15 protein-coding genes and 1 pseudogene are annotated in these 13,719 nt (G+C 57.0%); 2 read left to right on the top strand and 14 right to left on the bottom strand.

Going from position 1 to position 13,719, the window contains the following annotated elements:
- Window positions 1-398: 398 nt before the first annotated feature.
- Window positions 399-1,162 (bottom strand): IS5 family transposase gene (locus GZH91_RS06675; RefSeq protein ID WP_161984191.1). Its coding sequence is split into 2 segments (ribosomal slippage): window positions 399-790 and window positions 790-1,162, totalling 765 coding nucleotides; the frame shifts between segments, so codons are not numbered across the junction.
- Window positions 1,163-1,381: 219 nt separating this feature from the next.
- On the opposite strand from GZH91_RS06675, the pseudogene GZH91_RS18010 reads away from it, so the two are divergent.
- A pseudogene (locus GZH91_RS18010) lies at window positions 1,382-1,644 on the top strand (IS3 family transposase); the annotation flags it as partial.
- Window positions 1,645-1,748: 104 nt separating this feature from the next.
- On the opposite strand, the gene GZH91_RS06670 reads toward GZH91_RS18010, so the two are convergent.
- From GZH91_RS06670 to GZH91_RS06645, 6 genes are all read right to left on the bottom strand, one after another.
- Window positions 1,749-2,243 carry a Spy/CpxP family protein refolding chaperone gene (locus tag GZH91_RS06670; RefSeq protein WP_147070290.1) on the bottom strand — a complete coding sequence of 165 codons (495 nt, stop codon included), beginning with the start codon at window positions 2,241-2,243 and terminating at the stop codon, window positions 1,749-1,751.
- A gap of 195 nt (window positions 2,244-2,438) precedes the next feature.
- Window positions 2,439-2,633: a Thivi_2564 family membrane protein gene (locus tag GZH91_RS06665; protein ID WP_198415423.1), complete on the bottom strand. Its 195-nt coding sequence runs from the start codon at window positions 2,631-2,633 to the stop codon at window positions 2,439-2,441.
- 181 nt (window positions 2,634-2,814) lie between these two features.
- A complete protein-coding gene (locus GZH91_RS06660; protein WP_147070291.1) occupies window positions 2,815-3,126 on the bottom strand; it encodes a BON domain-containing protein in 312 nt (103 codons plus the stop codon).
- 112 nt (window positions 3,127-3,238) lie between these two features.
- On the bottom strand, window positions 3,239-3,394 hold the full coding sequence (locus GZH91_RS06655; RefSeq protein ID WP_147070293.1) for a DUF3309 domain-containing protein: 156 nt from the start codon (window positions 3,392-3,394) through the stop codon (window positions 3,239-3,241).
- A 77-nt stretch (window positions 3,395-3,471) separates the two neighbouring features.
- Window positions 3,472-4,443: an OmpA family protein gene (locus tag GZH91_RS06650; RefSeq protein WP_147070295.1), complete on the bottom strand. Its 972-nt coding sequence runs from the start codon at window positions 4,441-4,443 to the stop codon at window positions 3,472-3,474.
- Between the two features lie 17 nt (window positions 4,444-4,460).
- Window positions 4,461-4,955 (bottom strand): DUF4398 domain-containing protein, encoded by a 495-nt coding sequence (locus GZH91_RS06645; RefSeq protein ID WP_223264459.1) that lies wholly within the window; start codon window positions 4,953-4,955, stop codon window positions 4,461-4,463.
- A gap of 305 nt (window positions 4,956-5,260) precedes the next feature.
- Between GZH91_RS06645 and GZH91_RS06640 the strand changes: the two genes are divergently transcribed.
- On the top strand, window positions 5,261-6,145 hold the full coding sequence (locus GZH91_RS06640) for an urease accessory protein UreH domain-containing protein (protein ID WP_147070297.1): 885 nt from the start codon (window positions 5,261-5,263) through the stop codon (window positions 6,143-6,145).
- A 125-nt stretch (window positions 6,146-6,270) separates the two neighbouring features.
- On the opposite strand, the gene GZH91_RS06635 is transcribed toward GZH91_RS06640, so the two are convergent.
- From GZH91_RS06635 to egtB, 7 genes are all read right to left on the bottom strand, one after another.
- The gene (locus GZH91_RS06635) at window positions 6,271-7,008 is read right to left on the bottom strand and encodes a M90 family metallopeptidase (RefSeq protein ID WP_147070299.1); all 738 of its coding nucleotides are present in this window, start codon (window positions 7,006-7,008) and stop codon (window positions 6,271-6,273) included.
- A 159-nt stretch (window positions 7,009-7,167) separates the two neighbouring features.
- Complete coding sequence (locus GZH91_RS06630) at window positions 7,168-7,680, bottom strand: zinc ribbon-containing protein (protein WP_147070301.1); 513 nt, start codon at window positions 7,678-7,680, stop codon at window positions 7,168-7,170.
- A gap of 105 nt (window positions 7,681-7,785) precedes the next feature.
- Window positions 7,786-7,980: a hypothetical protein gene (locus GZH91_RS06625; protein ID WP_147070303.1), complete on the bottom strand. Its 195-nt coding sequence runs from the start codon at window positions 7,978-7,980 to the stop codon at window positions 7,786-7,788.
- 129 nt (window positions 7,981-8,109) lie between these two features.
- Window positions 8,110-10,656 (bottom strand): alpha-glucan family phosphorylase, encoded by a 2,547-nt coding sequence (gene glgP / locus GZH91_RS06620; protein WP_147070305.1) that lies wholly within the window; start codon window positions 10,654-10,656, stop codon window positions 8,110-8,112.
- Window positions 10,653-12,347: a phosphoglucomutase (alpha-D-glucose-1,6-bisphosphate-dependent) gene (gene pgm / locus GZH91_RS06615; RefSeq protein ID WP_147070307.1), complete on the bottom strand. Its 1,695-nt coding sequence runs from the start codon at window positions 12,345-12,347 to the stop codon at window positions 10,653-10,655. Before pgm ends, glgP begins: the two co-directional genes overlap by 4 nt.
- A 128-nt stretch (window positions 12,348-12,475) precedes the next feature.
- Window positions 12,476-12,700: an SUMF1/EgtB/PvdO family nonheme iron enzyme gene (locus tag GZH91_RS18005; protein WP_232522222.1), complete on the bottom strand. Its 225-nt coding sequence runs from the start codon at window positions 12,698-12,700 to the stop codon at window positions 12,476-12,478.
- Window positions 12,634-13,704, bottom strand: a complete 1,071-nt coding sequence (gene egtB / locus GZH91_RS06610; RefSeq protein WP_223264461.1) for an ergothioneine biosynthesis protein EgtB — start codon at window positions 13,702-13,704, stop codon at window positions 12,634-12,636. Before egtB ends, GZH91_RS18005 begins: the two co-directional genes overlap by 67 nt.
- Window positions 13,705-13,719: the final 15 nt, after the last annotated feature.

Here is a 13,719-nt window from a genome sequence, read left to right as displayed (position 1 = left end):
CGAGCGCCTAATTCAGGCCTGTCCAATTTTGTTTTTTAGTTAATGGGAACATGTGCGCTTCTTCTTCCTTGACGTGATGATCAACATATTCTGCCAAAACAGTCACCTTGGCATCGCAAAGGTCATCATCGGGTGTCTTCGTTTCGAGCTGATTATCCTAAAAACCGTAGTAGACCGCTCATTTCCCTCATGAGAGCCGCATGAATACTGAGTGTTCTGCCTTCGTCCGCATTCACCTTCTGGGTGACATTGCTACGCACCCGCCGGTACGTCCGGTCGCGCGCCTGCCTTTGTCGCGCCTCGTTGCAGGCCGCGGCCTGCTGCCTCGTTGCTTCGCGGCAGCCACACGCCCAAACGCACCATCGGGCGCGTCCAACTACGGTTTCTAGGTACTGTCGTCACGAGATAGTCAGCCAAAGGGTAAGACAGCGAATTTGTACGGCAGCCACGAAGGATGACAAGTTTTTCGCATAGCGGGTGGCGATCCCTCGCCACCGCTTGAGATGCAAGAATGCGTTCTCGACCAAATGGCGTAGCTTGTAGAGATGCTTATCGTACTCTCTGGGTTGTTTACGGTTTTTGCGCGGCGGAATAACCGCTTTTGCTCCTTGTTCCTCGACTTTCGCCACGATCGCATCGCTGTCGTAGCCTTTGTCGGCAAGAAGGTGCTCCATCTGAAATCCCTCAATCAATTGGTCAGCCTCAGCGCAATCTGCTCGGGTACCTTCTGTAATAACTGCTCTGAGCGGCATACCATGCGCATCCACGGCCAGATGTATCTTTGTGTTGAGCCCCCTTTTGTACGGCTCATGCCTTGATTGCCTCCGCGTGCCCCAGCGGCATGGGGGGGAACCTTGCAATGGCTGGCATCGATCATGAGCCATTCGTAATCCGGCTCGACAATGAGCTTTTCCAGCAACGACTCCCAAATGCCTTGATCGCGCCAACGGCAAAAGCGTCGATGGGTGTTTTTCCATCCTCCATACGAGGCAGGCAGGTCTCGCCACGGCGCACCCGTGCGAAGAATCCAAAACACCGCATTGATAAATCGGCGGTTATCTTGTGCCACTCCACCCCAAACACCTGCGCGCCCAGGTAAATGCGGTTCGAGCAAGGCCCAATGTTTGTCCGTAATGTCGTGTCGATGGATGGTTTCTGGCATTCGGTTATGAGTTTTTTACGAAAACCATATTTTGCCACATCTTGTGACGACAGTATCTAGGATTATTGAGCTTTGGCGCCGGAGGCAGCCAGACCATGCAGATTTTGAGGCAAGCAGAGGCAGCCCCCCGTCCCGGCCCGTGCCGCGAGCACCGCCTGAGCCCGGCAACGTTTTACTAATGGCGCGCCAGGTCTGGTGGCTTCTCAGGCGTGTGCCGCGTTCGGCCTGTGCTTCCTGCGCCTGCGCAACGTAAAGCAATTTGGCTGGAACCACAGACGTTGCCTCCCGCATCTGCCGGGAGCTGGCGCTGAACCTGTGCATCAGGCCAGGACGAGGTCTGGTGCGCGAGAAACCGCCGGCACTGGGGGTGCCGGCGCAGATCAATCAATGAAGTGTGGTCGGTGGACTTCATGCACGATCAATTGGCCGGTGGCCGCGGCATCCGGCTCCTCAACGTGATCGACGACTTCAACCGGGAAGGGGCTATACATTGGCTGATGGTCAGATGATGCCTTGCCAGCATGGCTATGCTCATCTCCCTTTTGACCGGCATTCCCCGGACGCTGGGTTAACGACTCAAATCGAACTATTTCATGTGACCCATGGATTGCATGTGGCTCATGTGCATTTTGTCGAACGCATTTTTTTGTTCAGGCGTGAGGGTTGCATAGAATGTTTTTACCGCGTCTGCCATCGTGGCCATATTCTGCGCACGGTCTTCCATCATGCCTGCCATCATCGCCATGCGATCAGGCGCGGTCATGGGCATGTTCTGCATATTGCCTTTCATCTTGTCGCGCACCGACGCCATGTTTTTGGCTTGTGCGTTGACCTGACCGGAGAATGCCTGCCAGGCAGGTTCTTGTTCTTTGGTGAGCTTAAGCCTGGCTTTCAGTTCACTCAGGTGTTTGTGGGCGGTGGCGACCGGATCCATCATATGGCCCTGCATCATGCCCATGCCATCACAGTCCATTTCATGTTTTTGCCCATGCATCTTCCCGTCATGATTCGCAGCCGTTGCGACACCGGTTGCGAACACAGAAGAGATCAGGCCAAGAGCGAGTTTTGTACGCAGCTTCATGAAACTTCCTTTCAATGGTGATAAAAATATTGCCTGCCACCTGCCGGTCGCAGTAAGCAATAAGAGCAATGCGTTTTGCTATTAGTTGCAGATTTACAATTTCCATTTATATCCATCGCCACTCGGTCTGCCGCTTCTCCGATTTGCTGAAGTGTCTGTCGGATTCAGGCCAGACCGCGATGAGTCCAGGTTCACTTACCGTCCAATACGAACCCCCGAGAGGGAACCCAGCACTCCGAAAACGCTCAACAGCCAAAGGATTACCGCAATGATCACCACCACATTCAAGATTTTCTTGATAGTGGCTTCCATCGGTATGTAGGTATTGATCAGCCAGAGAACCACCCCAACGACAACCAGCACAATCACTAATTGAATTAATGGCATCATTATTCTCCTTTATCGCTTTAAATGGATAGCACCATGATCTGGCGCAATTGTGTTTGCTACTGTTGGCAAACCAGGCTGCTGGGCGAAAATCCGGTGCGCCACCCAAATACATCCGCCGCAGAGCACGTCGTCGCACGCCACTGCCGGACAACATCCGGCAGTGGCGTGTCATCAGCCGTCCTTATTTGAGGCGCATGTCATTCTTGACGGAGCGCACGCCCTTGACGTTGCGTGCCACCTCAACCGCCTTGTTGATGTCTGCCTGTGAGTTCACGAAACCGCTCAACTGAACCACGCCCTTGAACGTTTCAACATTGATTTCAGTTGATTTGAGAGTGGGTTCATTGAAAATGGCTGCCTTAACCTTGGTAGTTATGACGCTGTCGTCAATATAGGCACCGGTGCTCTCCTGCGTATGGGTAGACGCGCATCCCATGAAAGACACCAACACAACACTCAGGAAAAATGCGGAAAAAAATTTAAATAATTTCATGATTAGACGCTCCAAATGAATACAAAAACAAAACTTACCAAAATCTGCTCACGGTCAAGCGATATGTCTCCGTGAGCGTTTACCTGCCTGCCAGCCAATCTGATCCAGCCCGTTATATTCGTCCCAGCAGCAGCAGGATGATCAGGATCACCAATATCAACCCCAATCCTCCGCTCGGACCGTACCCCCACCCCCTGCTGTGTGGCCAGCTTGGAAATGCTCCAATCAGCATCAGGATCACCACAACCAACAGGATTGTTCCTAACATTTTTCTCTCCTCGTAGCGTTAATTAAAATTCATATCCAGCCGTTCATAACGGGGCATGGATTTGCACTATTCAGCACTCAGCGTGGCGCGATATTGCCACCCTCGTCGGACAGGACAATTTCCACACGACGATTCAGTTGACGACCAGCAGCGTTGTTGTTGCCGGCAATCGGATAAGATTCGCCATAGCCGCGCGTGCCAATACGATCACTACTGGTACCCATGTCGATCAATGCGGTGCGTACGGCATTGGCGCGCTGCTCAGAGAGTGCCTGATTACGGCTGTTGCTGCCCGTACTGTCGGTGAAGCCTTCGATCAACACCTTGCGTTGCTGGTATTGCCTGAGAAAATCAGCCAACTTTTGCACGTTGCGCATGCTGCCCGATTTAAGTTGCGCCTTGTTGGTATCGAACAAGACATCGCCGAGCGTGATCACCATGCCGCGTGCTGTTTTCTTGGCATGCAGGTCATTCAGTTGCGTCTGCAGTGCCTCCAGGCGGGCTTTGTCCTGTTCTGCGCTTGCGTGCGCGAGAGCCGCCTGCTGCTGGGCCTGCCCGGCTTCTGCCGTTCTCGCCTCAAGGTTAAGCCTTTGGCGTTCCGTAACGGCATTGGCAACTGCCAGCTCAGCCGTTTTCTGATCCGTGCCCTGCTGCGCGATAGCCGCTTGCTGCCTGGCTTGATCCGCTTCTATGGTGCGCGCCTGAAGCAATACCCTGTTACGTTCGGAAGCGGCATTGGCAACTGCCAATTCAGCACTTTTCCGTTTAGCGGTTTCTTGTGCGATTGCGATTTTTTGTTTGGCCAGATAAGCCAGATTGTCTACAACATTGCGATCTTCTCGCTTGCTCTGAGCTGCATTGGCGCGGTCTAGCGCCTCACCGGCTTCCTTCAGTTCAACTGGCGCAAGTTTGGTAACTTGCGGGTTGGCCTGGGCATCGCTGTACTTGCTGCGGGCTTCATCCAAAGTCGCGCTTTGTGGCATGGAACTGCAACCGGCGAATACGGCAACTGCAATCAGTGCAAGGGGGAAGAAACGATTTTTTTTCATGTTCAACTCTTTCGTAATTATTGGGTCTTGCGGTTGATCTCTTCGCGCAGTACACGAATGGCTTCCTGTGAATCTTTGGCGGCTTTCCGGGCTGTGGCTGATTGACTTTTTGCTTCAGCGAGCTTGGCATCAACCTGCGCTTCTTCGGCCAATTGCTGGGCAAGCTCATAATTCTCCTGGACCATTGCCCGCTCGGCACGGGCCAGCTTGTCCTTTGCGGATTGCAGTTCCACAGGTGCAAATTCATTGGCATCAGCACTGCTGGCACGGTCTACAGCAGCCTGTGAAACCGCCATCTGCGCTGTTGGCGGCGGCACACTTGCACAACCGGCCATCATGATCACGATAGCGGTGATCAGCGCCGGAACACCGGTCCTGTTCAGCATTGGCTGCAATTTGAGTTTGGAAGGTTTTCTCATCATTGTTCTGGATCCTGACAGTTGAATTTCGAATGCGGCTTTATGCAGGCCAGCCTGGCTGACTGGCTTGAATTTAGGCGTAAAACCAGACATGGTCTGTACGGTGTCACACATAGCTGTATAAGCACTGGCATCATGGCGGTGAGCATTCTTCAGGCCACACCGGGCTGGCTGATGAGTCGCGCGTGCTATCCTGCGGATATTTTGTGCACCGCAGCCTGATGGAGCATGCCAGCCGCAGTCCCGCAGCAGGATGGTGCCTTCCGAGGCAACTGCAGCGCCCCTCGGTGCCTGACAACATCTCTATGCTGAATGGAAAGCGCTGGGTATGCTATGCAGTCACGAGGAACCGGCGGATTGCCGCCCACCCGCCCTGCAAGACTGGACTGACGCGCATCATGGAATTCATCGATCTGTGGAATCCCACCCACCCCGGCGTTGCTGCCGCACTGGTCACCGCATTACTGCTGGGCCTTGTCCACGGCATGGTGCCGGACGAGCATACCTGGCCCATCACTTTCAGCTATGCGGTCGGCGGCTACTCCACCCGCAAAGGTCTGCGTGCCGGGCTGCTGTTCTCGCTGACTTTCACCATGCAGCGCGCGATCGCCAGCGAATTGGCGTGGCTGGGTCTGTCGCACTGGATGCAGAATGACTGGTTGAACCAGGCCCTGTTCGTGCCCATTGGTCTGTTGATGGCGGCGGGCGGCTGGCTGATGCTGCGCCAGCGTCGTGCCGTGCACCTGCACCTTATCGGTCAGTGCCATGAAGATCGCTTTGACGACACGTCCGGAACATCTCGCTGGACGCGCATGACCGGCTGGATGCCGGCGCTGCACGGCTTTGTCGCCGGCTGGGGCTTGGGTGCCTTTGCCCTCATTCTCTACACCACCCTGGCACCCGCTATGCCCAGCGCCGCCTGGGGCTGGTTACCCGGCGCCCTATTCGGGCTGGGTACCCTGATAGTGCAAGCAGTAGCGGGCGCCTTGTTCGGTCGTATGGCAGCCAGCCGCAAGCTTTCTCCCCAGGCAGTACGTGCGGTGGCGCTGACAACAGCCGCGCGCACCCTGCTGTGGGGCGGCGCCGCCTATATCGCGGCGGGGGTGTTGGGCCTGCTGTTCCCCAGCCTGGCTCACTGGAGCATCAACACGGGCCTCCATGTGCATGGCCTGTCCCACATCGATCTGCCGCTGGTGCTGGCGGTGGTGTGCGTGGCGGGCGTGGGACTGGGCACGTTTTTCACCCAGACCCGGGCCTTGCGCGCGGCAAACCCCGGTGGCTGAGGCTGCCGCATCACCTTGCCAAATACCTCGTTGACATCGGGTACCGGCCAACAAAGCGCGAAATATGCCCTGGTTTAAGATGTATTCCCCGTGCTCGCCATGGTTAACTGCCTTTCCAGGATAAATCAACGCGATGACACCTGTCGGTAAAACAGCGTCAGTTGCCTGTGAACACTGGGACAGCAGTTTTTCAAAATATCCGGCGCAGTAAAATAATACTCGCTCAAGACCGCGAAAAACTCTGCCGGGCTGGTGGCGGCATAAGGATTGATAAAAGCCGCTTCTCCTGCTGCCACTTGCAGACACAGTGCATCGTAGGCCTCACTCAAGGCCTCGGCCCATCTTTTCCGGCTCATACCACGATGCAATGGCGGCATGCCGTTCGTCACCCCATTGAGACCATCCAGCTTATGAGCGAACTCGTGCAACACAACATTGTGGCCGGCCTGGTAATGATAGGTATCCCGCTCGACGTCATCCCAGGACAGAATCACCGGGCCGCGCAGCCATGACTCACCGGTTAAAATGCTTGCCTCGTCATGTACCAGGCCAATCACATCCATTTGCGCATGATTGACGCGGAACGCGCCCGGGTAGAGTATTACCTCAACCCAGCCATCGAAGAGTTCCACTCCCAGATTCAGGATCAACAAGCAGGCCTGGGCGGCCACCGCCACCTTCATCGACGGAGTCACTTCCAGGCCCTGGGCCCCGGTGATCGATTTCTGATCCAGGAACCATGTCGTCATTTCGCGCAGGTGCGCCATTTGCACTGCATCCAGCTCTTTCAACACCACCACGCGCCGCGTCACGCCTTGCCAGACATGATGAGGTATCGGATGACGCTTAAGAATCCTGCGCATGCGCCAGCGCCGTAACGCAGTGCCTAGTGGACGCATCTCGTTTTCTCTGTGGCCAGCGGCATGACGTGGTATGCACCCCACAGGTTTACCCATCCCAAGAACATGGCAAGCGGTCTTGATCGCCTTGTCCGGAGTGTGATTTGGAAATTGTGATCGGAATTATTCAAAATTCTGCCGATGAAAGTGCGTACTGTTGCACTTGGGGCAAGGGGGAATGTGACCTGGTTTATGAAAATGCAATTTTTCACCACACTGGTCGCAAACCAGCGTTCCTAGCCCAGTGAGCTCACCGGTATGATATCCAGCGTTTTCTGCCTGCAGCCTTAAGAGCACCAGCTCTGTCGTGGTCTTATCTGCTGCTGCGGAAAACATCTCCAAAAATTCATGTTTTATCAACACCAGGTCAAAACCAAGCCAGTCCTGCAGCGTCTTGCCAGTCTTATCCAGATACCGTGCCGCAGCGATCAGATCACGTTTAACGTAGCCCTCCAGCTTGACCACATCCTCTTCCCTAAGCTTATTCAAGGCGGGTGTATCGCCCCGAATCCCGCCTATCATGGGGTGAAGCGCGGCACCAGTTTGGTGTGCTTTCTGCAACGCCTTTTCCAATAACACTGCATAAGCCTCACCCAGTGTCTCAACGGGATCATGTGGTGGAGGAAGGTCCTTCATTTCAGGGTTCCTTTCAACTATATAAATTCGACCAGAATTTCTGGAACAACCAGGGATGCGGCCAGGCACGCTGATCCAAACGCTCCGCTCCGCAGTTGCCTGGATTCAGCCGAGGAATTCCTTTTCAAGGTCATCCAATGCCTTGCGGATCGCCGCCAGGATAAGCCGGTCTGCAAGGTTTTGATTGATCTCCGGAACATCCCAATCGAATATTGCACGGTATTTTTCGACCAAACTTTTCACGTCAGCAATGATTTGGCTGCGATGTTCATCCAGTTCCAACTGTTCGATTTTTTCCACTTTTTATCTCCTTGATATTCAGATGATGAGCGCCACTGCACTTGTCAGCCAGGCTCACGTTCGGTTCCTTTGTCTTTTTGTCGCGTGCACCGGATCTGCTGGCTCGTTCCTGTACCTTTCAAAACCAAATCACCGCTGCCACAGGATATGGGTTTCTTCCAGAGGAACCGCCGCATCATCGTGGTGCGCTATGAGTCGCGCCGTATAGTCCGTCGCCGGGCGGCTGGCAGGCACCCCTGCGCGATAGGCGTAGCCGTTGGTTGCGCCCACCAGTTGCCGCACGCGCTTCATCTCCACCCGCTCCGGCGCGGTACCGTTAACGCCATTGGCATAAAGCTCGACCCGCACTGCCGCCGGGTCGAGGTCATCGAGATACATGTGAACCTCAAATAGGTGCTGCTCGCCGTCGGTTTCCACCTTCACTTCGCCGAAGCGTAGCGCAGCCCATTTCTGGTCCAGCGCGCGCCGCCAATTAACCATATCCACGCCGATTGCGCCTTGATTGGCAGCCCGCTCACGGTAGGCTGAGGCCGCCGGGAAGTAGTATTGCTCGGTGTATTCGCGCACCGCGCGGTTGGTGGAAAAGCGCGGCGTCAACCGCGCCATGCTTTCCCGCATCCGGGTCACCCAGGCGCTGGGAATACCTTGTTCATCACGCGTATAGAACTCCGGGATCACCTCGCGTTCGAGCAGGTCATAGAGGGTTGCGGCTTCGCTGGCGTCCCAAGCGGGATCGTTATCATGTTCCTGGCCATCCCCCAGCGCCCACCCCACTTCCGGCGTGTAGGCTTCCGCCCACCAGCCGTCCAGTTCGGACAGGTTGATGCCGCCATTGACCAGTACTTTCATGCCGCTGGTTCCACACGCTTCCCAGGGGCGGCGCGGGGTATTGAGCCAGACATCCACTCCCTGCACCAACCGCCCGGTCAAATGCATGTCGTAGTCACTGAGGAAGACCACATGCGGGCGTGCCTCGGGCCGCCGGATGAAATGCATCCATTGCTGGATCAGGGCCTGCCCCGCCAGGTCTGCGGGATGGGCCTTGCCGGCCATGATGAGCTGTACCGGGCGTTGCCGATCAGTCAGCAGGCGCAGCAGCCGCTCAGGGTCGTGGAGCAGCAGATTCGGTCTCTTGTAGCTGGCAAAACGGCGTGCAAAACCCAGTGTCAACGTATTGCCGTCAAACAGATGCTTCGCACCATCGGCCGCCTCGGGCGATGCGCTGGATGCAGCCAGTTGCCGGGACAATCGTTCGCGGGCGTATTCAACAAGCGACATGCGGGCGGCACTGCGGAATTGCCAGAGCCTGGCGTCGGAGATGCGGCGAATGTCTTGCTCCAGGGTTTCTGTTGCACCCAGCCAGCGATCTTTTCCACAGGCCTCCGTCCAAAGATCGTCCGCTGCTGCCGAATCCCAGCTCCGCATATGAACGCCGTTGGTCACGTGTCCGACCGGCACTTCCTCCGCCGGCCAGCGTGGAAAAAGCGGCTCAAACAGGTGCCGGCTCACTTTTCCATGCAGACGGCTCACGCCATTCACCGCCCCGCTCCCGCGAATCGCCAGATAGGCCATGTTGAAAGGTTCCGACGCGTCGTTCGGGTTCTGGCGGCCCAAGGCCAGCAAATCGTGGCAGCTTATACCGAGCTGCGTGCGTGCATAACCAGCGAGGTATTGCTCGATCAGCGCCGGAGCAAAACGATCAAAACCGGCAGCCACCGCCGTGTGCGTGGTGAACAGGTTGCCCGCCCGGGTGACGGCCAGCGCAGCCTCGAAGGTCCGGCCGGTTTCCTGCATGAAACTTCGCGCGCGTTCCAGCACCGCGAAGGCCGCATGTCCTTCATTCAGGTGGCAGACTTCCGGCTGGATGCCGAGTGCCGCGAGCAGCCGCCATCCGCCAATCCCGAGCAGCATTTCCTGTTTCAGGCGCAACTCCGGCCCGCCTCCGTATAGCTCGCTGGTAATGCCTCGATGCGCGGGATAATTCGCTGCGTCATTGCTGTCCAGCAGGTACAGCTTTACACGACCGACCTGAACCTGCCAGGCGCGCAGCCAGACCGAGTAACCGGGTAACGCGACCTCCAAGCGCAACCACTCCCCATCCGGTTTACGCAACGGGGTGATCGGCAACTGTCCGGGGTCGTTATACGGGTAAAGGGCCTGTTGCGCGCCACCCTGGTCGATCACCTGGCGAAAATAGCCTTGCTGGTAGAGCAGCCCCACGCCGATCACCGGAACGCCCAAATCGCTGGCGGCCTTGAGTTGATCGCCGGCCACGTTGCCCAGTCCGCCCGAGTAAATGGGCAATGCTTCGCTCAACATGAATTCCATACTGAAATACGCAACACAGCTCAGCTGCGATTGCGGGTGGACCTGCTGAAACCACGCCGGCACCTCCGCCGCTTCGCGCCTGGCCTGCACCAGATCGTCAACGTTTTTGCGGAAAGCGGGATCGGCTAAATCACGCTGGAGTTTCTCCCGTGACACCGTCTGCAAGACGACCCAGGGATTCTGGGTCAGATCCCAGAGCGCCGGGTCAAGCTGCCGCCACACGTCGTCAGCGCCATGACTCCACGACGAACGCATATCCAGGGCAAGCTCGGCCAGGGAATCGAATCCCTCTATGTCTTTGGATAAAAGACGCGTCTTCGAATGGCCGGCCCGTGTTTGTTCGCTCATGGCCCCTCCTTCAAATTTGTCCCGGACGCAGTCCCCGGTTGCTGCGGTGACGCCGCCAATGCAGCAGCGACGATGGTCTGCGCTTCCGCCAGGATGCGGCGCAGATGATCCTCTCCACGAAAGCTTTCAGCATAGATCTTGTAGATGTCTTCGGTGCCGGACGGACGCGCCGCAAACCAGCCGCTCTCTGCCACCACCTTCAACCCGCCGATGGCTGCGCCGTTGCCAGGCGCCTGGGTGAGGATGCTGTGGATTTTTTCACCGGCCAGTTCTGCAGACAGTACCTGCTGTGGCGAGAGCTGCGCCAGCATGTGTTTTTGCTGCGCGGTCGCCGGCGCCTCGACACGATCGTAAACAGGCTCGCCGAACTCGCGCGCCAGCTCACGGTAGATTTCGCCGGGATCGCGTCCCATGCGCGCGGTAATCTCCGCCGATAGCAAAGCCGGGACTATGCCGTCTTTATCTGTCGTCCAGACGCTGCCATCCAGGCGGGTAAAAGTGGCACCCGCACTCTCTTCGCCGCCGAAGCCAAGCGAGCCGTCGAGCAGGCCATCCACAAACCACTTGAAACCGACCGGCACCTCGCAGAGCCTGCGGCCGAGCTTCGCCGTGACGCGGTCGATCATCTGGCTGCTGACTACCGTCTTGCCAACCGCCGCATCCTTGCGCCACTTCGGTCGATGCTGGAACAGGTAGAAAATGGCGACCGAAAGGTAATGGTTGGGCGACAGCAGCCCTGCGCTTCGGGTGACGATCCCATGCCGATCATGGTCGGTGTCGCAGGCGAAGGCGATGTCGAAGCGATCCTTGAGGTCGATCAGGCGCTGCATTGCGTAGGACGAGGACGGATCCATGCGAATCTGACCGTCCCAATCGACCGTCATGAACCGGAAGGTCGGATCGACGGCTTCGTTCACGACCGTGAGATTCAAACCATAGCGCTCGGCAATCGGGCCCCAATAGTGCACCCCGGCGCCACCCAGCGGATCCACGCCCATGCTGATGTTCGCGCCACGAATCGCATCCATATCGAGCACGCTGCCGAGATCGCTTACGTAAGCATTGAGAAAGTCATGCCGGTGCGTGGTAGCGGCGCACCGGGCCTGTTCGAAAGAAATTCTTTTCACGCCCTGCAGACCGCTTTCCAGGAACGCATTAGCCTTGGCTTCGATCCATCCTGTGACGTCGTTACCCGCCGGTCCGCCGTTGGGCGGGTTGTACTTGAAGCCGCCATTATCGGGTGGATTGTGTGAAGGCGTGATGACAATGCCGTCCGCCAGTCCTTTATCGCGCCCGCGGTTGTAAGTGAGTATCGCGTGAGAAATCACCGGAGTGGGCGTGTATTCGTCCTTATCCGCGAGCATGACTTCCACACCGTTGGCCGCCAGCACTTCGAGCGCACTGGCAAACGCCGGCACGGAAAGCGCGTGCGTGTCAATCCCCAGAAACAGCGGGCCATCGATGCCCTGCTGCTTGCGGTACTGACAGATGGCCTGGCTGATGGCAAGGACATGCCATTCGTTGAAGCTATTTTCGAACGCGCAACCACGATGCCCCGAGGTGCCAAATGCGACCCTTTGTCCGGGCACCGAAGTGTCAGGCAGGTTGCTATAGTAGGCCGTGATGAGTCTGGGCACGTTGACCAGCATCGTCGGCTGGGCCAGCTTGCCCGCCAATGGACTTGTTTTCATTTCCACATTAGGGTACCTATTATTTGCACTGCTCATTCGGTACCAGCAGAAGCGAGAGGGGCAGCGCTCTGGACACGCGCGAGGGTGCTTCCAGCACGTCAGCTGCGATTCCGGATAGGCGGCCCGGTTCAAATGCAATCATCGGCCAGCCTGATTCCGGAAAACTGCCAGCGCGCCAGCGGCGGGAAGAAATTGCGATAGGACGTACGTATGTGCGACGCAGGCGTGGCGCAGGAACCACCGCGCAACACCATCTGGTTACACATGAACTTGCCGTTGTATTCCCCTATCGGACCGGCTGGCGGACGATAACCTGGATAAGCGCCATGCGGGCTCGCGGTCCACTCCCACACATCCCCGAAAATTTGCTGCAGATTCGTATCGGGGCGAGCCGGGCAGGATGATACGCTCCGCTCTCAAGCAGGTTTCCGCGTATTTCAACTGAGCCGGCTGCGACTTCCCATTCAAACTCTGTCGGTAGCCGGGCACCTGCCCAACGTGCGAAGGCGTCGGCCTCGTGGAAACTGACGTGACATACCGGCTCGTTCGGATTCAATGGCAAGCTGCCCCGGCAGGTGAACACATACCATGCATCACCTTCCCGCTCCCAATAGAGCGGTGCCGCGCAGCCGTTTGCATTGACATGATCCCAGGCATCGGACAGCCACAGTTCCGGACGCAGGTAACCGCCATCGGCCATGAACTCCAGGTACTCGGCATTGGTAACCAGGCGCGAAGCGAAGCGGAACGGTTTGATGCACGTGCGATGGCGCGGCAATTCGTTATCGAACGCGAAGCCACAGCCGTCATGCCCGGCTTCATGGATACCTTCGTCGAAAGCAATCCACGACAATGGCTGCGAGGCCGGTCCAAAAGCCTTGATTTGACCTGGCTGGTAGCTGGGCCGCAGGGGATTGGTCCAGAACGCATGCTTGATATCGGTGATGATCAGCTCCTGGTGTTGCTGCTCGTGATTCAGCCCCAGCTCAAGCAATCGCAAAAGCTCAACGGAAACTTCGCGGTCAAATAGCGTCTGAATGCAATTGTCGACATGGTTGCGATAACGGAGAACCGCATACAGTTCAGGACGTGAGAAAGCGCCGCGGATGGCGCGATCGGGATGACCGCCAAGTTGCTTGTAATAAGAGTTGAACAGGAATTTGTAGCGCGCATCGAAGGGGACGTAGTCGCGCACATGCGGCGATAAAATGAATGTCTCAAAGAACCACGTTGTATGTGCCAGATGCCATTTGGTGGGGCTGGCATCGGGCATGGACTGGACCATCTGGTCCTCGGGGCTCAGTGGTGCCGCGAGTTTCAAGGTGTTAGTGCGCACCTCGACGTAGCGTCTCAGCATTTCGTGATGCGCCTG

Origin of the sequence: Sulfuriferula plumbiphila, from assembly GCF_009938015.1 — a bacterium.
Taxonomy (GTDB): domain Bacteria; phylum Pseudomonadota; class Gammaproteobacteria; order Burkholderiales; family Sulfuriferulaceae; genus Sulfuriferula; species Sulfuriferula plumbiphila.
The sequence above is the reverse complement of the archived record's forward strand: the minus strand, read 5'-3'. Positions and strand labels throughout refer to the sequence as shown.

Excerpts from the sequence above, each read along its gene's own strand:
- GZH91_RS06650 (WP_147070295.1), bottom strand. The coding sequence starts at position 4,443 with ATGAAAAAAAATCGTTTCTTCCCCCTTGCACTGATTGCAGTTGCCGTA.
- GZH91_RS06630 (WP_147070301.1), bottom strand. The coding sequence starts at position 7,680 with ATGAAGGACCTTCCTCCACCACATGATCCCGTTGAGACACTGGGTGAG.
- egtB (WP_223264461.1), bottom strand. The coding sequence starts at position 13,704 with ATGCTGAGACGCTACGTCGAGGTGCGCACTAACACCTTGAAACTCGCG.
- GZH91_RS06635 (WP_147070299.1), bottom strand. The coding sequence starts at position 7,008 with ATGCGCAGGATTCTTAAGCGTCATCCGATACCTCATCATGTCTGGCAA.
- GZH91_RS06640 (WP_147070297.1), top strand. The coding sequence starts at position 5,261 with ATGGAATTCATCGATCTGTGGAATCCCACCCACCCCGGCGTTGCTGCC.
- GZH91_RS06670 (WP_147070290.1), bottom strand. The coding sequence starts at position 2,243 with ATGAAGCTGCGTACAAAACTCGCTCTTGGCCTGATCTCTTCTGTGTTC.
- glgP (WP_147070305.1), bottom strand. The coding sequence starts at position 10,656 with ATGAGCGAACAAACACGGGCCGGCCATTCGAAGACGCGTCTTTTATCC.
- pgm (WP_147070307.1), bottom strand. The coding sequence starts at position 12,347 with ATGAAAACAAGTCCATTGGCGGGCAAGCTGGCCCAGCCGACGATGCTG.
- GZH91_RS06655 (WP_147070293.1), bottom strand. The coding sequence starts at position 3,394 with ATGTTAGGAACAATCCTGTTGGTTGTGGTGATCCTGATGCTGATTGGA.
- GZH91_RS06645 (WP_223264459.1), bottom strand. The coding sequence starts at position 4,955 with ATGTCTGGTTTTACGCCTAAATTCAAGCCAGTCAGCCAGGCTGGCCTG.
- GZH91_RS06665 (WP_198415423.1), bottom strand. The coding sequence starts at position 2,633 with ATGATGCCATTAATTCAATTAGTGATTGTGCTGGTTGTCGTTGGGGTG.
- GZH91_RS06660 (WP_147070291.1), bottom strand. The coding sequence starts at position 3,126 with ATGAAATTATTTAAATTTTTTTCCGCATTTTTCCTGAGTGTTGTGTTG.